Source organism: Campylobacter sp. LR264d (genome assembly GCF_008633895.1).
Taxonomy (GTDB): Bacteria; Campylobacterota; Campylobacteria; order Campylobacterales; family Campylobacteraceae; genus Campylobacter_D.
This window is the reverse complement of the sequence record NZ_VJNT01000037.1, coordinates 1-20,933: the sequence shown is the minus strand read 5'-3', so window position 1 is coordinate 20,933 and position 20,933 is coordinate 1. Positions and strand designations below refer to the sequence as shown.

The 20,933-nt window shown below is 28.4% G+C and carries 21 protein-coding genes; 18 read left to right on the top strand and 3 right to left on the bottom strand.

All coding sequences use genetic code 11. From position 1 onward, the window contains the following. Positions 1-372: 372 nt before the first annotated feature. Positions 373-1,797 (top strand): catalase, encoded by a 1,425-nt coding sequence (locus tag FMM56_RS07360; protein WP_150141763.1) that lies wholly within the window; start codon positions 373-375, stop codon positions 1,795-1,797. Between the two features lie 43 nt (positions 1,798-1,840). Further along, positions 1,841-2,311 (top strand): ankyrin repeat domain-containing protein, encoded by a 471-nt coding sequence (locus tag FMM56_RS07355; protein WP_150141764.1) that lies wholly within the window; start codon positions 1,841-1,843, stop codon positions 2,309-2,311. 11 nt (positions 2,312-2,322) lie between these two features. On the opposite strand, the gene glmS is transcribed toward FMM56_RS07355, so the two are convergent. Then, entirely contained in the window at positions 2,323-4,119 is a 1,797-nt protein-coding gene (glmS, locus tag FMM56_RS07350) for a glutamine--fructose-6-phosphate transaminase (isomerizing) (RefSeq protein ID WP_150150968.1), read from the bottom strand. A gap of 2 nt (positions 4,120-4,121) precedes the next feature. Beyond that, a complete protein-coding gene (locus FMM56_RS07345; RefSeq protein ID WP_223811487.1) occupies positions 4,122-6,422 on the bottom strand; it encodes a nucleotidyltransferase in 2,301 nt (766 codons plus the stop codon). Positions 6,423-6,576: 154 nt separating this feature from the next. Between FMM56_RS07345 and mqnE the strand changes: the two genes are divergently transcribed. The 10 genes from mqnE (at position 6,577) to FMM56_RS07295 (ending at position 15,310) form a co-directional block, all read left to right on the top strand. Then, on the top strand, positions 6,577-7,641 hold the full coding sequence (gene mqnE, locus FMM56_RS07340; RefSeq protein WP_150141766.1) for an aminofutalosine synthase MqnE: 1,065 nt from the start codon (positions 6,577-6,579) through the stop codon (positions 7,639-7,641). 3 nt (positions 7,642-7,644) lie between these two features. Next, the gene (locus FMM56_RS07335; RefSeq protein WP_150208233.1) at positions 7,645-8,961 is read left to right on the top strand and encodes an NCS2 family permease; all 1,317 of its coding nucleotides are present in this window, start codon (positions 7,645-7,647) and stop codon (positions 8,959-8,961) included. A gap of 7 nt (positions 8,962-8,968) precedes the next feature. Further along, positions 8,969-9,406 carry a phosphoribosyltransferase gene (locus FMM56_RS07330; RefSeq protein ID WP_150141768.1) on the top strand — a complete coding sequence of 146 codons (438 nt, stop codon included), beginning with the start codon at positions 8,969-8,971 and terminating at the stop codon, positions 9,404-9,406. 79 nt (positions 9,407-9,485) lie between these two features. Next, positions 9,486-9,866 carry a hypothetical protein gene (locus tag FMM56_RS07325; RefSeq protein ID WP_150141769.1) on the top strand — a complete coding sequence of 127 codons (381 nt, stop codon included), beginning with the start codon at positions 9,486-9,488 and terminating at the stop codon, positions 9,864-9,866. Beyond that, a complete protein-coding gene (locus FMM56_RS07320) occupies positions 9,850-11,538 on the top strand; it encodes a hypothetical protein (RefSeq protein ID WP_150208231.1) in 1,689 nt (562 codons plus the stop codon). The genes FMM56_RS07325 and FMM56_RS07320 overlap by 17 nt, the downstream gene beginning before the upstream one ends. A gap of 9 nt (positions 11,539-11,547) precedes the next feature. Beyond that, the gene (locus FMM56_RS07315) at positions 11,548-11,931 is read left to right on the top strand and encodes an HAD-IIIC family phosphatase (protein ID WP_150208229.1); all 384 of its coding nucleotides are present in this window, start codon (positions 11,548-11,550) and stop codon (positions 11,929-11,931) included. Beyond that, a complete protein-coding gene (locus FMM56_RS07310; RefSeq protein WP_150208227.1) occupies positions 11,928-13,448 on the top strand; it encodes a capsular biosynthesis protein in 1,521 nt (506 codons plus the stop codon). The genes FMM56_RS07315 and FMM56_RS07310 overlap by 4 nt, the downstream gene beginning before the upstream one ends. Further along, positions 13,445-14,170, top strand: coding sequence for a glycosyltransferase family 2 protein (locus FMM56_RS07305; RefSeq protein ID WP_150208225.1), 726 nt, complete (start codon positions 13,445-13,447; stop codon positions 14,168-14,170). The genes FMM56_RS07310 and FMM56_RS07305 overlap by 4 nt, the downstream gene beginning before the upstream one ends. Further along, positions 14,163-14,999 carry a hypothetical protein gene (locus FMM56_RS07300; RefSeq protein ID WP_150208222.1) on the top strand — a complete coding sequence of 279 codons (837 nt, stop codon included), beginning with the start codon at positions 14,163-14,165 and terminating at the stop codon, positions 14,997-14,999. The genes FMM56_RS07305 and FMM56_RS07300 overlap by 8 nt, the downstream gene beginning before the upstream one ends. A 20-nt stretch (positions 15,000-15,019) precedes the next feature. After that, on the top strand, positions 15,020-15,310 hold the full coding sequence (locus FMM56_RS07295) for an alpha-2,3-sialyltransferase (RefSeq protein WP_150180278.1): 291 nt from the start codon (positions 15,020-15,022) through the stop codon (positions 15,308-15,310). On the opposite strand, the gene nusA is transcribed toward FMM56_RS07295, so the two are convergent. Then, positions 15,307-16,389: a transcription termination factor NusA gene (nusA, locus tag FMM56_RS07290; protein ID WP_150141777.1), complete on the bottom strand. Its 1,083-nt coding sequence runs from the start codon at positions 16,387-16,389 to the stop codon at positions 15,307-15,309. The genes FMM56_RS07295 and nusA overlap by 4 nt on opposite strands. 116 nt (positions 16,390-16,505) lie before the next feature. Between nusA and FMM56_RS07285 the strand changes: the two genes are divergently transcribed. Genes FMM56_RS07285 through FMM56_RS07260 form a run of 6 tightly spaced genes read left to right on the top strand, consistent with a single transcriptional unit; the run spans position 16,506 to position 20,744 of the window. Beyond that, entirely contained in the window at positions 16,506-16,748 is a 243-nt protein-coding gene (locus FMM56_RS07285; protein ID WP_150141778.1) for an HP0268 family nuclease, read from the top strand. Then, positions 16,745-18,043, top strand: coding sequence for a tRNA (N6-isopentenyl adenosine(37)-C2)-methylthiotransferase MiaB (miaB, locus tag FMM56_RS07280; RefSeq protein ID WP_150141779.1), 1,299 nt, complete (start codon positions 16,745-16,747; stop codon positions 18,041-18,043). The genes FMM56_RS07285 and miaB overlap by 4 nt, the downstream gene beginning before the upstream one ends. Continuing rightward, positions 18,027-18,656, top strand: coding sequence for a lysophospholipid acyltransferase family protein (locus tag FMM56_RS07275; protein WP_150141780.1), 630 nt, complete (start codon positions 18,027-18,029; stop codon positions 18,654-18,656). The genes miaB and FMM56_RS07275 overlap by 17 nt, the downstream gene beginning before the upstream one ends. Before the next feature lies 1 nt (position 18,657). Further along, positions 18,658-19,692 carry a clan AA aspartic protease gene (locus FMM56_RS07270; RefSeq protein ID WP_150141781.1) on the top strand — a complete coding sequence of 345 codons (1,035 nt, stop codon included), beginning with the start codon at positions 18,658-18,660 and terminating at the stop codon, positions 19,690-19,692. Next, a complete protein-coding gene (locus FMM56_RS07265; protein ID WP_150180276.1) occupies positions 19,689-20,210 on the top strand; it encodes a hypothetical protein in 522 nt (173 codons plus the stop codon). Before FMM56_RS07270 ends, FMM56_RS07265 begins: the two co-directional genes overlap by 4 nt. Continuing rightward, positions 20,211-20,744, top strand: coding sequence for a hypothetical protein (locus FMM56_RS07260; RefSeq protein WP_150141783.1), 534 nt, complete (start codon positions 20,211-20,213; stop codon positions 20,742-20,744). Positions 20,745-20,933 lie beyond the last annotated feature (189 nt).

Here is a 20,933-nt window from a genome sequence, read left to right as displayed (position 1 = left end):
ACTACATAAAAAAGCTATATAAATTTTTTTCAAAACTACCCTTTTAAAAATTTAAAACTAAACATTATAATAATTTTTGATTAATAAAGCATAGTATAAAAAAGTGTGTAGCTATAAAACTACACACAATGTTAAAATACAAGGAATGTATAACGAAAGGAAAGTAGCCATTTATGTTTAAACAGCAAAGTCATTATATACTAACTTTTTTAAAATAATATTAAATTATATAATTTTAAGCCAAATATCACAAAAAATATGACATTTAAAATAATTTACTTTTATAATCAATAATTTTTATTATTTAATATTATTTTTATTTTTAAGTGATATAATTTTTCAATCAATAATTTTTATTATTTAGGAGAAAAAATGAGAACATTAACAAATGATTTTGGTAATATAGTTGCGGATAATCAAAATTCGTTAAGTGCTGGCAATAAGGGTCCTTTATTGTTGCAAGATTATATTTTGCTTGAAAAACTTGCACATCAAAACAGAGAAAGAATTCCTGAAAGAACAGTTCATGCTAAGGGAAGTGGTGCTTATGGTGAGATAAAAATCACAAAGGATATTTCAGCCTATACTAAGGCTAAAATTTTTCAAAAAGATGAAGTTACACCTTTATTTATACGTTTTTCAACCGTGGCTGGAGAAGCAGGTGCGGCTGATGGAGAAAGAGATGTTAGAGGTTTTGCTATTAAATTTTACACAAAAGAAGGAAACTGGGACCTTGTAGGTAACAATACCCCTACTTTTTTCATAAGAGATGCTTATAAATTCCCTGATTTTATACATTCTCAAAAAAGAGACCCAAGAACTCATTTGCGTTCAAGTAATGCAGCTTGGGATTTTTGGACACTTTGCCCTGAAAGCTTACACCAGGTTACTATTTTAATGAGCGATAGAGGTATCCCTGCAAGTTATCGCCATATGCACGGCTTTGGTTCACATACTTACAGCTTTATAAATGCTAAAAATGAAAGATTTTGGGTGAAATTTCACTTTAAAACTCAACAAGGCATTAAAAATTTAACTAATGAAGAAGCAGCTAAGATAGTAGCAAAGGATAGAGAAAGTCATCAAAGAGATTTAGTAGAAGCTATTGAAAGGGGTGATTTTCCAAAATGGAAGGTACAAATTCAAATTTTAGGCGAAAATGAAACTGATAAACTTGGTTTTAATCCTTTTGATTTAACTAAAACTTGGCCTCACAGCATAGTACCTTTAATAGATATCGGTGAAATGGTGCTTAATAAAAATGTAAAAAATTATTTCAACGAGGTAGAACAAGCAGCATTTAGCCCTAGCAATATAGTAAATGGTATAGGTTTTAGCCCTGATAAAATGCTTCAAGCTAGAATTTTTAGCTATCCAGATGCCCAAAGATACAGAATAGGAACAAATTATCACCTACTCCCTGTAAATCGCCCAAGGGTTGAAATAAATACCTATAATGTAGCAGGTGCTATGAATTTTGATGAATATAAAAATTGTGGTGCTTATTATGAGCCAAATAGTTTTGCTGAAAGTCCAAAAGAAGATAAAAAGTACCTTGAACCTGATTTAAATATAGGCGATAAGGCACAAAGATATGCTCCTTTGGATGATGATTTTTATACACAACCAAGGGCGTTATATAACATCATGGACGAAGCTCAAAAGAAAGCATTATTTAGCAATATAGCTGATTCTATGCAAGGCGTTGATGGAGTGATTATAGATAGGGCTTTAAGGCATTTTGAAAAAATTGACCCAAGCTATGCAAAGGGCGTTAAAGACGCACTTTCAAAATAATTTTTTGCCACTTTTTTAGTGGCAAAATTAAAAAGGAGTAAAGATGATTTTAAGCGTTCAAGAAGAACAAAGGTTTAGTCAGCTTTGTGCAATGGCCTTTGATTACGCAAGAAACGATGATAGTAGAAATTTAAAAATAATGCTAGATGCTGGTTTGAATATAAATTTAAAAACTCATAAAGGCGATACACTTTTAATGTTAGCAGCCTATAATAATGCTTTAAATGTAGCTAAAATGCTTTTACAAATGGGTGCTAATGTGGATGAAAAAAATGATAGAGGACAAACTCCCTTAGCTGGTGTGTGCTTTAAAGGGCATTTAGATATGGTAAAACTGCTTGTTGAATATGGGGCAAATATCGATGAAAACAATGGCTTAGGTATGACGCCCTTTTCTTTTGCTATTATGTTTGGGCGAAAAGAAGTAGCTAATTATTTAATCAAACATTCTAAAAAAAGCTTTTTAAAAACTTGTTCCTTAAAATTCTTAAAACTTATAAAAAGTGCAAAATAGCTTTGCACTTTTTACTCCACCGTGACACTCTTTGCAAGATTTCTAGGCATATCTACATCGTTTCCTAGGCGAATTGAAATTTCCATAGCTAGAAGTTGTATTATTATCATCATTTCAAAGAATTCACACATTTGATGACTTTGTTCATTTATCTTTATAAAATCATCGCTTAAATCAAATTCTATAGGAGAAATTGTTAAAAGCGTTGAATCGCGTGCCACTAGTTCCTGGGCATTTGAACGAGTTTTATCATATAAACAATGCTCAGGCATTAAAACTATAGTATAAAGTTTTGAATCTACTAAGGCTATAGGTCCATGTTTCATTTCACCGGCTGGATAGCCTTCTGCATGTAAATACGAAAGTTCTTTAAGCTTTAACGCCCCTTCTAAAGCTAATGGATAAAAAATATCTCTTCCTATGTAAAAAAAGCCATGTCCATCAAGATATCTTTTACTAAGGCGATGAATTTTTTCGTGCAATTCTTGCTTTACTACAACGCAATTTGGCGTATGCAAAAGGGCATTAATTTCATTTTCTACCTTATAATCCTTTTTTTGTGCTATATAAATTGCTAACATCCAAAGGGTTAAAATTTGTGTAGCAAAGGCCTTTGTAGAAGCAACCCCCTTTTCAATACCAGCCCTTGTAAGCAAGGATAAATCAGCTAATCTTACTATACTTGAATTATCCACATTGCAAATTGCAAGGGTAAAAGCATTTGCCTTTTTTGCGATCTTTAAGGCCTCTAAGGTATCAGCTGTTTCTCCACTTTGAGAAATTACTACAAAAAGGCTATTTTGTTTTATTAAAGGCTCTCTATAGCGAAATTCACTTGCTATTTCAACCCTTGCCTTTATCTTAGCTATTCTTTCAAATAAATACATGCTAGTTAAGGCTGCATGATAGCTTGTCCCACAAGCACAAAGCGTAATCTCATCAAATTTGCTTAAATCCTTGTTTAAAAGCTCATCAAATATAACCTTCCCCCCATCAATTCTTCCCATTAAAACCTCGCTTAAAACGCGACTTTGTTCATAAATTTCTTTTTCCATAAAAAAGCGAAAGCCATCTTTTTGAGCGTATAATTTATTAGAATGAAGCTTAGAAAAGCTTATACTTTTTTCTTTGTCATTTTCAAAAAGTACTATTTTTTTATTATCTACATAACCATAACTTAAATCTTCTAAATAACAAACTTCCTCGCAAAGTCCTATCAAAGCTGCATCGCCAGAGGCAAAAAATCTTTCATCTTCTTTTTTACCTATTATCAAAGGGGCAGCATTTTTTGCAAAAAATATTTTTTCCTTATCTTTTTTAGTAATTAACAAAATAGCAAAGGCCCCTTTTAACTCTTTAACGCATTTTGTAAATGCTTTAAATGCGTCCTTTTCTTCCCTTGCATAATATTCAAAGAGTTGTACGACAATCTCAGTATCTGTTTGACTTAAAAAACTAATGCCTTTATTTTCTAGTTTTTCTTTTAATTCTTTATAATTTTCTATAATACCATTATGTATAATACAAGAATACTGCCCAAGGTGAGGGTGGGCATTTATCTCAGTAGGTTTTCCATGCGTAGCCCATCTTGTATGCCCTATTGCAAGTCCAAAGCCATCGCTTGTGAAATTTTTACATTTATTTTCCAAATTTTCAAGCTTTCCAACAGCCTTAAAAAAACTTAAATCATCATCTTTTAAAACGGCCATTCCAGCACTATCATAACCTCTGTATTCAAGTTCTTTAAGCCCATTTAAAATCACTTCTTTTTTTTCATTTTTGCCTATGTAACCTACGATTCCGCACATTTTCACTCACTTATTAAAGAATTTATTAGCTCATTTGCATTATTTAGCAAGGCCTCATTTTTTTGAAAAATAAAGGTATTTCTAGTCCTTTGTCGTATAGTTTGTATCTTTGCCGCACAAAGAATTAAATTAAATTTATTAAAATTACTCATTAAAAACGCCACTAAACCCTGCTGGTCCTTAGCATTTAAATTTAATTTTGCATAAATTTTTGAATAATTTAAGTCAAATTTTAATTCATCTTTTTTAATCAATGGTTTTTTAATTTTTCTTTTATGAAAATTTGCTAAATTTGAATTTAAAAGCTGTGCTAATTTATTTCTTTGTTCTATGCTGATGACATCATCATACTCAAATTTTAGATAAATTTTATCATCATATAACTCAAAGAAATTCATAAAAATAAGATTTAAATTTGATAAGGCAAGTAAGATTACTTCAAAATTAAAACCCTTACTTGCAACAACTTGCAAATTTAAGTTAAGTTCATTACTAAACCAAAATTTTAACTCATTTTCTTTGGCTATTTTTGCTATATTTACTATGTCTTCAAAGCTATTTTTAATGATAAATAAATTTGATTTTATATGTAAAATTTTATCTTGCAAATACTCACCTGCATCAAGAAAGAATTTCGTTCTTTTTAGTGTTAATTCTTTTTTGACTCGCCTTGTAGTTTCATCTAGTAAATTTTCATCCTCAAAACCTTGTTTAGCGTTTTCAAACAATCTTGTTAAGCCCTTAAAAAAAAAGATATGCTTATTTAAAACCCTTGCTTTAAGCTTTGTGAGTGAATTTAAAAGTTCTAAACTTTTTTGATTTTCAAGTCTTGAAAGTAGATTACAAATTATCAAAGGATTAAAAATATCTTCTTTTTCTACCATATTTTTAAGGGCATTATAATTTTTTAAAAGCTTTAAACCAAGTTCTAAATTCTCACTTTTTACATTAAATTTCATTACATAATTTCTAAAAATACTGGCTAGAGAAACTTCATTTTCATAACTAATTGCACTCATTAAAATAACAAGTTTTATAATAAATTTTTCTTCATCTTTTAAAGAGATAAAAATTCCCTCATCGCTTTGTTCAAAGGCTTGTAAATTAAGCAAAGCCTGTATATCAAAGCTATATTCTTCTTCTTCATCTATTAAAAATCTTGCATTCATAAAGGGCTTAAAAAGTTCTTTTAAAAAACCCGTATCAAGTAGTAATTTAACTATATCAAAACTATGTTTTTTATATAAAATTTGTTTAAACATTGACATAGCCTTTTGCATATCTTTTTTATGAAAAACTAAATTTTTAAGATTAAATACAAAATTTATATCAAAGCTTTGTTCTTTATCTTCAAGCAAGACTAAATAATTTAAGGCATCAATAAAACTTTTATAATCACTATTTAAATTATTATTTTGTATTTTAAAGGCCAAAAAAGCAGAATAAAGTGCCACCGTGTGCATACTTTGCAAGGCCTTTTGTACTAAAATTTCACTTGCCTTTAAATTCTTTTTATCCTTTTTATACATTAGCTGGGCTATTTCTTGTATATTATTTAATAAAAAAATATTTTCATCTTTATTTGCTTGTAAATTCATAGCCGATTTTAAAGACAATAAAAAATCACTTGCCAAACGAAGTTCACTTAAATCCTTTTCATCTATGAAATTTAAGGCATAATTTTTTGGCGAATTTTTAAATAAGGTTAATAAATCATCCAAATTTCTTTGAGTATTTAAGCCACCAAAATCCTTTTTTATATCAAATTCTTGCTTTAAAAAAGGCAGGGTATCTAAACTAAGCTTATTTAACAACTCACTTGCAAAATGTTCTTTTTCTTCTTTTAAGGCATTTTCAAAACATTCTTTAATATCCTTAAATAAAGGCTTACAACCGCATATAAAACGTGTTTGAATGATATTTTGTTTAAGTTCATTTTTAGCTATATTTTTTAAGCCATCAAGTTCTATTATGACATAATCAATTTGTAAATGTATATCATTTAAAACCACTATTAAGGCCTTAATGATTGATTTTATATGATAGGCCTCAACATCCTTGTATATGAAAAGCAATGGCAAAACCTCATTTGCACAAAGGTTAAATTTAGCATATTGTTTATTTGCTATTATGCAAAGAGGGATTTTATCATTTGGTGGTAAAAAGCTTTCAAAGCAGTTTATTAACACTATATCAAGGGCTTTTTTTATAAAATTATCCATTTCTTTACAATGATGCAAGGCAAAAGAACCTTGTTTTAAAAAATGCTTAAAATACTGGGCTTTATAAAGTTTAAGCTCCATTTTTAACTTTTCAATACTTTCAATCAAAACATAACCTTTATAAAATTTAAAAATTTATTTTAGCGAATTTATCTTTGAAATTGACTTTTTTATAAACTTTTTTTTATATAAGAAAGCTTATAATAAATCTTCACATTTTAACACGGAAAAATACATGAAAAGCTTACTAAATACCCTTGAAAAAGGCGAGAGAATCAAAGATGAGGATGTAAATAAACTTTGGGACTTAGACCTTTTTGAACTAGCTAAATTTGCCCACGAAAAAAGAAAGGCCTTACACGGAAAAAAAGTTTATTTTAATATAAATCGCCACATAAATCCTACAAATATTTGTGCTGATACTTGTAAATTCTGTGCTTTTTCAGCACATCGTAAAAATCCAAATCCTTATAAAATGGATTATGGAGAGATTATGAGCATAGTTGATGAAACGGTTAAAAGAGGTACAAAAGAAATTCATATAGTTTCAGCACACAACAAAGATAGTTCTTGGCAATGGTATTTAGAAATTTTTAAAATGATTAAAGAAAAGTATCCAAATTTACACATTAAAGCAATGACTGCCGCTGAGATTGATTTTTTAAAACGTCGCTTTGATATGTCTTATGAAGAAGTTATTGACAAAATGCTAGAATATGGTGTTGATTCAATGCCTGGTGGGGGTGCTGAAATTTTTGATGAAGAAATTCGTAAAAAAATTTGTCATGGTAAGGTAAGTAGCGATAACTGGCTTAAAATACACGAACTTTGGCATAATAAAAATAAAAAAAGTAATTCTACTATGCTTTTTGGACACATTGAAGAAAAAAAACACAGAAGCGACCATTTATTAAGACTTAGAAAATTGCAAGATAAAACAAATGGTTTTAATGCCTTTATACCTCTTGTTTGGCAAAGTAATAACAATTTTTTAAAGGCAAATAAAATTATGGATAGCGAAGAAATTCTAAAAACTATAGCAATTTCTAGACTAGTGCTTGATAATATAAAAAATATCAAGGCTTACTGGGCTACTATGGGCTTAAATTTGGCTATGGTAGCACAAGAATTTGGAGCAAATGACCTAGATGGCACTATAGAAAAAGAAAGCATTCAAAGTGCAGGTGGAGCAAAGAGTGCTAATGGGGCTAGTTTAGACCTATTTTTAGAACTTATTAAAACTTCAAATTTAATCCCTGTTGAAAGAGATAGCCTTTATAACGAGTTGAAGGTTTATTAATAAATGGATTTTTTCAAGTTAAAAGAAAATCAAAGCAATGTAAAAACTGAAATTATCGCCGGTATTACCACTTTTTTAACCATGCTTTATATAATCCCTGTTAATGCAAATATTATGAGTAGTGCAGGAATGCCCTTTGATGCATTAATATGTGCTACTGCTTTAATAACTGCCCTTGCTTGTATCTTTAACGCCTTTTACGCAAATACCCCTATTGCTATGAGTGTTGGAATGGGTATGAATGCTTATTTTGCCTTTTCTGTGTGCTTAGCCTTAAATGTACCTTGGCAAAGTGCGTTGGGAGCTGTATTTGTTTCTGGTTTTATCTTTTTACTTTTAGCTTTAACTAAATTTAGACTTTGGATTATTAAAAGTATTCCTACTGATTTAAGATATGCAATTTGTGCTGGGATTGGTACCTTTATAGCCTTTTTAGGACTACAACAAATGGGTATTGTGATAAAAAATGATGCAGTTTTAGTAGGGCTTGGAGATTTTAAAGATAGCGGGGTTTTATTTGGCATTTTTAGCCTTATTTTAATACTTTTTTTTAGAAGTTTAAATTTAAAGGGTGCTTTTATAATAGCTATTTTTAGTGCTTCTATTATAGCTTGGGTCTTTAATATAAATAATGCTAGCTTACCTAGTGAAATTTTTTCCTTGCCAAATTTTAGTAAAAATGGTGGGCTTGGTGAAATTTTTCTAGCCCTTGATATAAAATCAGTTTTAAATTTAGCCTTTTTGCCTATCATTTTAACCTTTTTTATAACCCAGCTTTTTGATAGTATAGGCACTATTACAAGCGTTGGGGCAAGGGGTGGAATTTTTGAAAGTAAAAATGGCGAAAAAAAGCTTTCAAAAACACTTTTAAGCGATGCAACAGCTTCAACTTGTGGAGCATTAATGGGGACCTCAACGGTGACTGCTTTTATAGAAAGTTCAACGGGGGTTGAAAGTGGGGCTAGAACTGGTTTAAGCATATTTGTAGTTGGATTTTGCTTTTTATTAAGCCTTTTTTTCTTGCCTCTTTTTAAGGCTATTCCTGCAAATGCTATTTATCCTGTTTTAGTAGTGGTTGGAATTTTGATGTTTGATGAAGTTAAACACATAAATTTTAAGGATTCAAGTATTAGCGTATCTGCCTTTTTTACTATAATTATGATGCCTTTAACTTACTCAATTACTACAGGTTTTGCCTTTGGTTTTATGGGCTATTTGATAATGAAAATTTTAAAAAGAGAATTTAAAGACTTAAATGCTGGTATTTTAATCATTAGCTTGATTTGTCTAGCAGTTTTTATCTTACAATTTTTTAATTAGGAAAAATATGAAATTTTATAGCTTTAATGAATTTAAAAAGGATGTTAAAACACTTGCAAAGGATATTAAAAAATTTAATCCTCAAGCCTTGGTAGCTGTTGCAAGAGGGGGTATGAGTTTAGCACATTCCTTAGCTGTTATTTTAAATAACCGCTCTTTATTTTGCATAAATTCAATCCACTATGATGATACAAATAAACTAGATAATATAAAAATCTTTAATATCCCTGATTTAAGTGGCTTTGAAAGGGTTTTAGTAATCGATGATATAGTAGATAGTGGAGAAAGTTTAGTAGCAATTAATAATATATTAAAAGAAAAATACCCCTTAATAGAATTTAAAATAGCCACTATTTTTTACAAAAAAGCAGCTATCATTAAGCCTGATTTTAAGGTCAAAAAAACAAAGGAATGGATAGATTTTTTCTGGGATATAAGGGCATAAATTTAAAAAAACGGAAATTTTTTAAAATAGATTAAAGATTTTACAATTATAATTAAGCTTTCACAATTAAAGGATATTTATGCGAAAATCTATAAAAATGGCTAAACAAGAATGGAATTTTGAAAAAACTTGTAATTTATATGAAAAATACTATCAAAAAGATGAAAATTTAATACTTGAATATATAAATTTTTTAGCAAATACAGGCAAAATTATAGAACTTAAAGAACTAGTTTTAAGGCTTAGCAAAGAACACATTCAAGCATTAATTGACAAAAAATATATAGGTTTTGAAGAAGCTAAAAATATATTAAATTTTCTAACAACACTTGAAAAAATTGAAAATGATAAATTGCAAAATAACATAGAATCAAATATATATTATCTTACCCTAACAAAACAATTTAGCCCATTAAATGAGCTTTTAAAGCTTGATTTATGTTATGGGGGGGGGTCTTAAGACCTTGGTTTTAAATTTTGCAATAAATGAACTAATAAAGGCAAAATGCTTAGATGAAATGATTTTTAAAAAAATCATTATTATGTATGCAAATACCAAGCTTGAAACCTTGACAAAGCAATATTTTTTAACAAAGCTTTTATTATATTTTTATAATCAAAAAAACTTAGCATTTTTAGACCATAATTTTTCTCGCTTACTTAATTTATTATTCGTAGAAATAGCCCAAAACAATACAAATGATATAGAACTTCCTTTTATAAAAATCATATATGAAAATTTAAGGCAAAATTATCCTAGTTTAAACGAACTTTATTTACAAAAACAAAAACTTTATGCTAATTTAGAACAAAAACCCTTAAATTCGCCGTTAAAAATAGCTGTATTAATATCAGGGCAAATTAGAGGAAATTATGAAGAGATTTTTAAGGAATTTAATAAGACTTTCATTGATAACTTAAATGCTGATGCATTTGTTTGTACTTGGGATAAGCATTATGAATATCCTGGGCTTTGCCATGCTAGGCATTCTCATATGAGTTGGGTAGGTAGAATATGCACGGGTTTTGTTTATCCAAAGGACATTGAAAAAACTTCTTTTTTAATTAACAATATGCCAAATACTTATAAAAAATTAGATACTACAAGTATGCCATTAAAAACAAATAAAAACATATTTAAAACAATACAAAATATAAAAGATATCTTAATATTAAATGAAGAAGAAATTTTTGAAAAAGAAATTAAAGGATATAAAAACTCAAATATAAAAACACAATTAAATATATACAAAATGCTTTATTGCTGGAAAGAAGGCTTAAATCAAATTTTAAATTATGAAAAAGAAAATAATATAACATACGATTTTATTATAAGATTAAGACCTGATATAGTGGTGACAAAAATTCCAAAAACACAAAGTCTTTTAAGGTTAAAAGAAAATGAACTTTATACATCCTGTTTTAATGGCATGGTAGGTGATAATTTTTTCTTTGGACAAAGAAAGACTATGGTAAAAACATTGAGCTTATATGATGATATTAAAAAAACAAAAAGTTTAGCCTATATCAAAGAAATTCCAAATATTGATTCAATTCATTTTATTTTGTATAGGCATATAGCAATTTGTGATATTTTCCTTAAATATTCGACCCTTCCAACAAATTGGACCATATGTTTAAAAAATATCAAAAAACCAGACATTAGCAAAGAAGTATTGCAAGATTTTTTAAATGCAAATGAAAATCTTAAAAATCGTAAGGATATTTGGGATTTTTTTGAGCTAGCCTTTAACGCAAAAGTTCCTTTTGATAAGTTTTATAACCCAAAGTTTTATAACCCAAATTTACATACTACAAAGGGAGCTGTTTTAAGGGTTAAAAATCAACTCTCCTATAAGCTTGGCAAAGCTATAATAGATAATTCTCATTCTTTAATGGGATTTATAAGGATGCCTTATGTATTAAGCTATATTGCTGATATACATAAAAAATCAAAACTTAAACATTTAACACCCATTGAAAAATATGAAGACTATGAAGAGAGCTTAAAATGTAAAGAACATTTAAGTTATAAATTAGGTCAAGCCTTAATAAAGGCAAATAAAAATAAATTTAAGGGTGGTTATATAAAATTCCTATTTGAAGTAAGAAACATTTTAAAAAAAACATAAAGAAAGACTATGAAAAATTTATTAATTGATTTAGACAATACCCTAACCATAGATGAAAAAGAGGTTTCATACGAAAATAAAAGAGTAAATTTAAAACTTGCAAATAAGCTTGTAGAATATAAAAAAATGGGCTTTAAGATTATCATTTTTACAAGTAGAAATATGAAAAGTTTTAATGGTAATATTAAAAAGATAAGAGAAAGCACCCTGCCATTAATCATTGGATGGCTTGAAAAAAATAATATTATTTATGATGAGATAATAGTTGGAAAGCCTTGGTGTGGCGAAGAGGGCTTTTATGTGGATGATAAGGCTATAAGACCTAGTGAGTTTGAAAATTTAAATTATGATGAAATTTGTAAGCTTTTAGATATAAAAAAGGATAAAAATTGATATTAATTACTTCCGCAAAATATTCTTCTTCTGATTTTAATTTAGAATTTGGACGAACCGTTCCTTCATTTTTACCACTTGGCAATAAAAGGCTTTATGAGTATCAAGCAAGGCTTTTAGCCAAATTTAATATGCCTATTTATCTTTCTTTGCCCTCAAATTTTAAAATTTCTCCTTATGATAAAGAAAAATTAAAAGAATTAAATATAAATTTAATCTTTGCAAATGAAAATTTAAGTCTTGGAGAAAGTATAGTTTATTGTATAAATTTATTTTATAATTTAAATGAAAATTTACTTATCTTGCATGGTGATACCTTTTTTCAAAGCCTTGATTGTCCTGTAAATTCCATTCAAGTAGCCCGGCCAAAGGATAATTATGAATGGACTTTTTTAGATGATGAATTTAACGTTATAGATAAAAATTATGATGAAAATTTAGCAATATGTGGGGCATTTTTTGTTCAATTTCCAAGGGTACTTGTTAAAGAAATAGTAAAAAATGAATATAATTTTATAAAGGGCTTAAAAACTTATTCTAAACAATACCCCTTTAAACTTATGCAAAATGATACCTGGCTTGATTTTGGTTTGATTACTAGTTATTTTCATTCTAAAAAAATCATTAGTTCTAGTAGAAGTTTTAACTCAATACACATTGAAAATAACTACCTAGAAAAAAGTTCAAAATGGCTTGAAAAAATAAGGGCTGAAAGTGCGTGGTTTAAGAATTTACCAAAGGAATTATTAATATACACGCCTCGCTTTTTAGAAGGAGATGATAAGTATTTTTTAGAATATTTATATAATAATACCTTAGCTGAAATTTTTGTATTCGGAAAATTACCGAGCTTTGTTTATAAACAAATTTTTATGTCTTTAAAAACCTTTTTAAACACTCTTCATTCTTATAAAAGTGAAAAAAAGATTAATTTTAACTACAAAGAAAAAACTTTACAAAGATTAAACACCTTTGCCAAAGATAATAATTTTAATCTAAATGAAAGCTTAATTATAAATGGTAAAAAATATGATAGTGTTTTAACTTTGATTGATAAATTAAACAAATTTTTAAACACAAAGCAAGATATAAGCTTGATACATGGAGATTTTTGCTTTTCGAATATAATGTATGATTTTAGAAGCAATTTAATAAAAACCTATGATCCAAGAGGCATGGATTTTGATTTAAATATCACAAGTTATGGAGATAAAAACTACGATTTAGCAAAACTAGCCCATAGCGTTTTAGGGCTTTATGATTTTATAATAGCTGGTTTTTATGAGTGTAGTTTTGATAATTTTAAAATTAATTTTTCTATACAAGTTGATGAAGATTTACAAGATATCCAAGAAAATTTTAAAGAAATATTTAATATAAATGAAGAAATACTAGCCATTATGATACATTTATTTTTATCAATGTTACCTCTTCATAGTGATAGCAAAGAAAGGCAGTTTGCCTTTTTAGCCAATGCCTTTTTATTGTATGAGCGTTTTTTAAAGGATGATAAATGACCATTATTTTTCCTATGGCAGGGCTTAGTAGTCGTTTTTTAAAGTCTGGTTATAAGTTACCAAAATATCAACTTTTAATAAATGATAAAAGCGTTTTTTCACATGTAATTGAAGGCTTTAAGGCTTATTTTGGGATAGCTAGGTTTTTATTTATTTATAGAGATATTAATAAGAGTGAAAAATTTATAAAAAAAGAATGTAAAAAGCTAGGACTTTTAAACTATGATTTAGTAAAACTTAAAAAAACTACCAAAGGACAAGCTCACACCGTAGCCCTTGGCATAAAAAAAGCAAAGATTAAGGGTCAAATTTTAATCTTTAATATAGATACCTTTCGCCCAAATTTTACCCTGCCTGATTTTAATTTATCAAAAATTGATGGCTATTTAGAGGTTTTTTGTGCTAGTGGGGAACATTGGAGTTTTATTTTACCAAGTGATGAAAGCTCAAATAAAGTAGCCAAAACTACAGAAAAGGAAAGAATTTCAAATTATTGTAGTAGTGGGCTTTATTATTTTAAAAAGGCTAGTGATTTTTTAAGTGTTTTTAAGCAAATGTATAAAGATAAAGAAACTACAAAGAATGAATTTTACATAGCCCCTATGTATAATAAACTCATTGAAAAGGGAAAAGATATAAGATATTTTACAATAAATTTAGATGAGATTATATTTTGTGGAACCCCTGATGAGTATGAAAAATTAAAAGATAAATATGAATAAAATATGTTTTTTAATGCCTATACCCACCCCATATTTTAAAAAAGATGGCGAATTTATAGCCTCATTTTTAAAATATAATTTAGATAAACAAGCTGATTTAGCCTTTGTATTTTCAAGCTATGAACAAGCAGATAGTTTTAAGAAATTTGATTATAATGCAAAATATATTAGCATTATATTTGGCTTTGATATAGAACATAAAAGTGCTGTTGCAGTTTCTAAAAAATGGTATGGTTTAAAATTATTAGAATTAAGTTATGAATATGTGATAATGATTGATGCTGAAAGCTTGATTATAAAAAATATAAATTTATTAAAAATGTGTGAAAACTTTTTTAAGGAAAAAATTTTATATGGTAATAAAACTAATATATGGAATCACAAAATAAGCTCACATTGTGTAAAATACTTCATTAAACATAAAAACTACGCAAATATAAACCTTAGGCTTTACATGTGGTTTCATAACCTATTTATTTACAAAACTTCTCATTTAAAACATTTTTTTAAGTTAACAAAAATCGATGAAAATTTAACTAAACTTACTTGGTATGATTTTGAACACTTAATATATGCTTATTATTTGATTTTATATAAAAATTTCAAGCTTGTTGATTTAGGTTTGATAAGTTTTTGGGGTGCCTTTGAAACTGCTCAATTTTTTGTAGTAGATAATTATTATTTAACTTATAAGCCTTATCATGGACATATAGCAACTTATAAATATTTTAATTGTGAAAATATATTTATGTTAATTCAACTTGACAGACTTGCAAAATATGAGGCAAAAAATTTAATGGGGCTGTGCGAAGAATTAAAAGTAGGTTAAGCTATAAACTAGGCTTTGCAATGGTGCATAATAATATTTTTATCCTACCTTTTAAACTCATAAAAATATATTTACAACATAAACAAATAGATAAAAAATATCAAGCAAATATAAAAATAAATCCTAAACTTACCTTGCCAAAATTACAAGATTATAGCGATTATCAAGAAGGTTTAAAGCTTAGAAAACACTTATCCTATTTGCTTGATGATGTCTTTTTAAAAGCTTGCAAACGCAAATGGGGGCTTATCAAATTTATCCTTATCGATGTGCCTAAGATAAGAAAAAAATTTAAGCAAAATAAATTCTAAACATTCTTAAATAAGGCTTCTAAATTTTTCATGGCCTCTTCGTTATTTTTTGTTTGATTGGCTTTAATCTCTACAAGCTCGATTTCATAGCCACTTAACATAGATGCTAGTCTTATATTTATACCATTTTTACCTATGGCCTTGCTTTTTTGTTCCGTGTTTAAGCTAACTATTGCCTTATTATCTTCAATCTTTACCGAAGATACAATGGCAGGGGCTAGTGCCCTTGCTATTAAAATTTCTTTTTCATTTGAAAATTCAATACAATCTATATTTTCATTATGAAGTTCTTTGCTAACTGCATTTATCCTAACGCCTTTAACACCAACAGCAGCACCAACCGGGTCAATACTAGCACTATTTGCTAAAAGGGCTATTTTTGCCCTTTCTCCTGGAATTCTAGCACTTGCTACAATGCTTACCATTTTATCTTTAATCTCAGGCACCTCAGCTTCTAAAAGTGCTTCTAAAAATTTTGGACTAGTACGGCTTAATTCTATCTTAATTCCCTTATCAATATAAACAAATCTAATAACAGCCTTAACCACATCTCCTACCTTAAATTTTTCACCCTTTATGCGATTTTTGCGAGGTAAATAAGCCCTTAATTCATCAATTTCTATATAGGTATTTTCTTCACTATCAACGCGTATAACATCGCCAAAAACCATTTCGCCAATACGACTTTTATATTTATCATAAATAGTTTGTTCTAAAAGCCTTTGAATGTGATATTCTAATTCTTTATGCAAGGTATTTACAGCAGTTCTTCCTAAATTTTCCAAAGAACACTCATAGGTAAGCTCGTCCCCTATCTCAACATCACCAGCTTCTTTTTTAGCCTTACTTAAACCGATAAAACTTTCAGGATTATTTACAATCCTTTCATCATCATCAGCAACAATTGTGATTTTTTGATACAAATTTAAATTCTTTTTATCAACAAAAAAATCATATTCTTGCCCGTAAATGCGTTTTGCAGTGTTTATTAAGGCTATTATTACCTTTTCTTTAACACTTTGTAAGTCTAAATTTTTTTCATTGGCAATAGACTCGATGATATCTGTGGTTTTTTCCATATTTTGATACCTTTTTGGGAAATTTTCAAAAGAAGATTCAAATTATACCTTTAATAAGTTTAATTAAAAGTAAAATTTGCTAAAATCACAAATTTAAAAGAAGTCAAGGATATGATATGGAGTTAAAAATAGCAAGAAATTTAATCAATGAAAAGCCTAAAACTATAAGCTTAGAAAAGATTGAAGAAGCAGTAGAAAAAGAAGGACAAAAGTTTTTTTATTTTGATAGGGACAATACACATAAGCAATTAATTGCCCTTGTCGAACATTTTAGCAAAAAAGGATTGAGCGTATATCATAGAATTGTAAAGTATGGGCTTGATGCAAATGATTATATGTATGAGGTACATATTCTTTGAGTTCTAAAAAGCTATTTATTCAAACCTTAGGTTGTGCTATGAATGTTAGAGATAGCGAACATATCATAGCTGAGTTAACGCAAAAAGAAAATTATAGCTTAACCCAAGATATCAAAGAGGCTGACTTAATACTTATAAACACTTGTTCGGTTAGAGAAAAGCCGGTACATAAACTATTTTCAGAGGTAGGTAGCTTTGAAAAGGTGAAAAAAAAGGACGCAAAAATCGGTGTTTGTGGTTGTACGGCCTCGCATTTGGGTGCTGAAATTTTTAAAAAAGCCCCTTATGTTGACTTTGTACTTGGGGCAAGAAATATTTCTAAGATTACAAAGGCAGTTAAAACGCCTAAATTTTTGGGCGTTGATATAAATTATGATGAAAGCGAATTTGCCTTTGCTGATTTTAGAAATAGTCCTTATAAAAGCTACATAAATATATCCATAGGTTGTGATAAACACTGCACTTATTGCATAGTTCCTCATACTAGAGGAGATGAAATTTCAATCCCTTATGAAATAATCTTAAAAGAGGCACAAAAAGCTACCAAGAATGGTGCTAAAGAAATTTTTTTGTTAGGGCAAAATGTAAATAATTACGGAAAACACTTTGCAAATACTCATAAAAAAATGGATTTTTCGGATTTACTTAATAGTTTAAGTGAAATTGAAGAATTAAAAAGAATAAGATTTACAAGCCCTCACCCCTTACACATGGATGATAAATTTTTACATACCTTCAGTACAAATGATAAAATTTGTAAAAGTATGCACATGCCATTGCAAAGTGGTTCAAACTCTATATTAAAGGCCATGAAAAGAGGCTATACAAGGGAATGGTACTTAGATAGGGCATTAAAACTTCGTTCAATGTGCCCAAAAGTTAGTATTTCAACAGATATTATAGTAGCCTTTCCTGGTGAAAATGATGATGATTTTATGAAAACCCTAGATATTTTAGAAAAGATTCGTTTTGAACAAATTTTTTCTTTTAAGTACTCAAAAAGACCACTAACAAAGGCTGCTTTAATGACTAATCAAATTCCTGAAAACATAGCCTCTCAAAGATTAAGTTTTTTGCAAAATAGACATACTCAAATTTTAGATGAGATAGTAGCTACTAAGAAAAATAAAGAATTTGAAGTGCTTTTTGAAGAGATAAAAGATGAAAATATAATAGGACGAACGGATAATAATTTTTTAGTTCAAGTACATAAAAATACTGAATTTTTAGGACAGATAAAAAGAGTTAAAATAAATCAAGCAGGGCGTATGGTTTTTTATGGTCAAATCATTTAAAGAAACCTTGCTTTCGCTAGTTATAGTATTTTTTCAATGGTTAATTTTTTTAACTTGCATTAAAAGTTATAGGGGTGAAAAAATAGATGAAAAGCCATGTGTTATTTTATTTTGGCATGGGCGACTTGCCCTTATGCCCTTTGCATTTAGGCATTTTAGAATAAAAGATAAAAAGGCTTATGTGATGATTTCTCACCATAAAGATGGACAAAGGATAGCCAATATTATAAAATTTTATGATTTAAATAGCGTTAGGGGTAGCACTTTTAAGGGAGCAAAACAAGCTATCAAAGAATCTTTTAAAATTTTAGATGAAAAAAACGACCTTGTAATAACTCCTGATGGACCAAGGGGTCCTTTTCATAGCATATCAGATGGGGCCGTCTTGATTGCACTTAAAAAAAATGTTAAAATAAGGCTTTTAAATTATGAGTCAAGTAATTTTTGGCAGTTTAAAAGTTGGGATAAAATGATATTACCAAAGCCTTTTAGTAGGATTGTTTATCGTTTAAGTGAGCCCTTGGATATTTCTGGGCTTGAAAAAGAACAAGCAAAGCAGTTGATACAAAAAGAATTTAAAAAAATTTATCAACTTGATAGTTTTAAGGAATAAAATGTTATCTTTTATTAGACAATTTTTACCTCAACTTTTTGTAGCAGTTATTCTTGATGATGAAAAATTTACTATTAAAGCCATACAACTTCGTTCAAATAATATCCTTACTAGTGAAGAAAAAAGCTTTGATAAAGAAGATAAATTCCTAGAACACCTTAAACTTTTAAGCAAGAGATTTCATTTTCATTATACTGGTTTATTGCTAGATAGCAAAGAACAAGGCTTAGCAATGACTCTTGATGAAAAGGAATTTGAAAAACTTGGCGTTGGAAAGATTAGCATTAAAACTATGCCTTTGAATAATGCCTTTATTTATACTGCTACTGAACATATTGATTATTTTGATAGTTTTTTTGAAAAAAGTGGAGAGCTTGACTTTATCTTTTCGCCTTTGGCACTTTTGTATTATTGTGTTAGAAGAAGTGATATTGACCCGGGAAAAACAATATTATATGTATTTAAACATAAAAAAATAATGTCCTTACTCATTTGCAAGGATAGAAAAATTTTAATAGGAAAATACCATTTTATAGAAGATGAGGCCGGTTTAGAAATGGTTGATGAAGATGGTGATTTAGGGACAATACTTGATGATATTGATTTAAGTGGGCTTGATGATGAAAAAATCGAAGATAAAAAAGAAGAAAAAAAAGATATTGATTTAAATTTGGATAATTTTGACGAGACCTTAGATGATAAGTTAGCACAACTTGACCAACTTGATGATGTTTTAAATGAAGATGATACCAATGTAAAAGTGGATTTTGGCGATGAGAAAATAGAAATTGACGAGCTTAATCAATTTAGTAACGATATGGAATTTTGCCGTAATATCATTAAAAATTTAGAAGAATTTTATAAGGATGAAAGATATCAAGGAAGCTTTATAGATGAGCTTTTAATCTTTGCAAGTGAGCCTATTTTGCAAGGTGCACTTGATTTTTTAGAAGGTGAAATTTTTGTAAGTCCAAGTGTAAAAGAGATAAATACCTATGATTTGCTTTTAGAGCTTATGCAAAAGGAACTTAAATGACTTATAGTTTTACAAAAGCTAAAAATAAACCACTTTTAACCTCTTTTGGTAAGATATGGTTTTTCTTATTTAGCCTTAGTATACTTTTTATTTTTGCCATTTATATGCTTTATGTCATTAGAATAGGACTTGCACACAATGGAATTTACAATAAAGAACAAGAAACCATTCACACAAAAGAAGAGATTAAAAAGGCACAAAGCTTATACGAGCTTTTAGTAGAACAAAATTTAATAGCTAATAAATACAACGAACATAATGAGATAATGAAAAATAGCCTTAAAAATCTTTTTGATATGGTTATAAGAACTGATTCTATAAAGCTTGATAGCTTTGATTGGGAGCAAAATACCCTAACTTTAAGTGGAGTAAGCCCTACAAAAGAAATGTTTTCCTTGCTTTTAGAAACGCCTTTAAGAAGTGTGTTTGATGAAACTTACACTAGTTATTATAAGCTAACAAATGGCTGGTATCGCTTTGTTAGCATTAATAAAAAGCAAATACTTGAAGAGGATTAAATGAAAGAATTATTAAACGATAAAAGCCTTGATGATATAAATACACTTAAATTAATCATTTGTGTTTTAAGCTTTATAACCGTGTGCTTTGCCTTGATTTTATTTTTATTACTGCCTACCCTTAAAAATTTCAAAGAATTAAATATATTAGAAAATTCCCACCTTGCCACCTTGCAAGAAGAACAAGCCAATTTGCAATTTAATCAAGAAAGAATCAATGATTTAAAAGAAGCAAATGCCCATAGCTTTTCGCAATTTGAACAAAAATTTAACCCTGTGCATTTTAGAGAATTCTTAGAAAAATATTTTCAAAATGTAGTTATGAAAGAGCTTGAAAATACAAACGAACTTTATTTAACAAATAATATAAGCATTGATGCAAGTATGGATAAACCACAAAATTTATACGATTTTTTAGATAATTTAAAAAATTTTGAAAGTCTAGTTAAGATAAGCCCACCTCTTATTATGAAAGCTCAAAAAACTACAACTAGCATACATTTTAATGCAAAGGTTTACTCAGCCATAAAATAAATTTAAAAAAACTTTTCTAAGCTTTAATAATACATTTTTTTTAACGCAAATTTATTTAAAGGAGAAAAAAATGCAAAAAGTTATTATTTTTGGAGCGGGTAGCTCTGGGATAAATATCTTTAAAAAACTTATGGGGGGAGGTAAGCGATAAAAATGAAGTTTTATTTTTTATCGATAATAACCCTAAAA

Excerpts from the sequence above, each read along its gene's own strand:
- FMM56_RS07360 (WP_150141763.1), top strand. The coding sequence starts at position 373 with ATGAGAACATTAACAAATGATTTTGGTAATATAGTTGCGGATAATCAA.
- FMM56_RS07355 (WP_150141764.1), top strand. The coding sequence starts at position 1,841 with ATGATTTTAAGCGTTCAAGAAGAACAAAGGTTTAGTCAGCTTTGTGCA.
- glmS (WP_150150968.1), bottom strand. The coding sequence starts at position 4,119 with ATGTGCGGAATCGTAGGTTACATAGGCAAAAATGAAAAAAAAGAAGTG.
- FMM56_RS07345 (WP_223811487.1), bottom strand. The coding sequence starts at position 6,422 with ATGGAGCTTAAACTTTATAAAGCCCAGTATTTTAAGCATTTTTTAAAA.
- mqnE (WP_150141766.1), top strand. The coding sequence starts at position 6,577 with ATGAAAAGCTTACTAAATACCCTTGAAAAAGGCGAGAGAATCAAAGAT.
- FMM56_RS07335 (WP_150208233.1), top strand. The coding sequence starts at position 7,645 with ATGGATTTTTTCAAGTTAAAAGAAAATCAAAGCAATGTAAAAACTGAA.
- FMM56_RS07330 (WP_150141768.1), top strand. The coding sequence starts at position 8,969 with ATGAAATTTTATAGCTTTAATGAATTTAAAAAGGATGTTAAAACACTT.
- FMM56_RS07325 (WP_150141769.1), top strand. The coding sequence starts at position 9,486 with ATGCGAAAATCTATAAAAATGGCTAAACAAGAATGGAATTTTGAAAAA.
- FMM56_RS07320 (WP_150208231.1), top strand. The coding sequence starts at position 9,850 with ATGGGGGGGGGTCTTAAGACCTTGGTTTTAAATTTTGCAATAAATGAA.
- FMM56_RS07315 (WP_150208229.1), top strand. The coding sequence starts at position 11,548 with ATGAAAAATTTATTAATTGATTTAGACAATACCCTAACCATAGATGAA.
- FMM56_RS07305 (WP_150208225.1), top strand. The coding sequence starts at position 13,445 with ATGACCATTATTTTTCCTATGGCAGGGCTTAGTAGTCGTTTTTTAAAG.
- FMM56_RS07300 (WP_150208222.1), top strand. The coding sequence starts at position 14,163 with ATGAATAAAATATGTTTTTTAATGCCTATACCCACCCCATATTTTAAA.
- FMM56_RS07295 (WP_150180278.1), top strand. The coding sequence starts at position 15,020 with ATGGTGCATAATAATATTTTTATCCTACCTTTTAAACTCATAAAAATA.
- nusA (WP_150141777.1), bottom strand. The coding sequence starts at position 16,389 with ATGGAAAAAACCACAGATATCATCGAGTCTATTGCCAATGAAAAAAAT.
- FMM56_RS07285 (WP_150141778.1), top strand. The coding sequence starts at position 16,506 with ATGGAGTTAAAAATAGCAAGAAATTTAATCAATGAAAAGCCTAAAACT.
- FMM56_RS07275 (WP_150141780.1), top strand. The coding sequence starts at position 18,027 with ATGGTCAAATCATTTAAAGAAACCTTGCTTTCGCTAGTTATAGTATTT.
- FMM56_RS07270 (WP_150141781.1), top strand. The coding sequence starts at position 18,658 with ATGTTATCTTTTATTAGACAATTTTTACCTCAACTTTTTGTAGCAGTT.
- FMM56_RS07265 (WP_150180276.1), top strand. The coding sequence starts at position 19,689 with ATGACTTATAGTTTTACAAAAGCTAAAAATAAACCACTTTTAACCTCT.
- FMM56_RS07260 (WP_150141783.1), top strand. The coding sequence starts at position 20,211 with ATGAAAGAATTATTAAACGATAAAAGCCTTGATGATATAAATACACTT.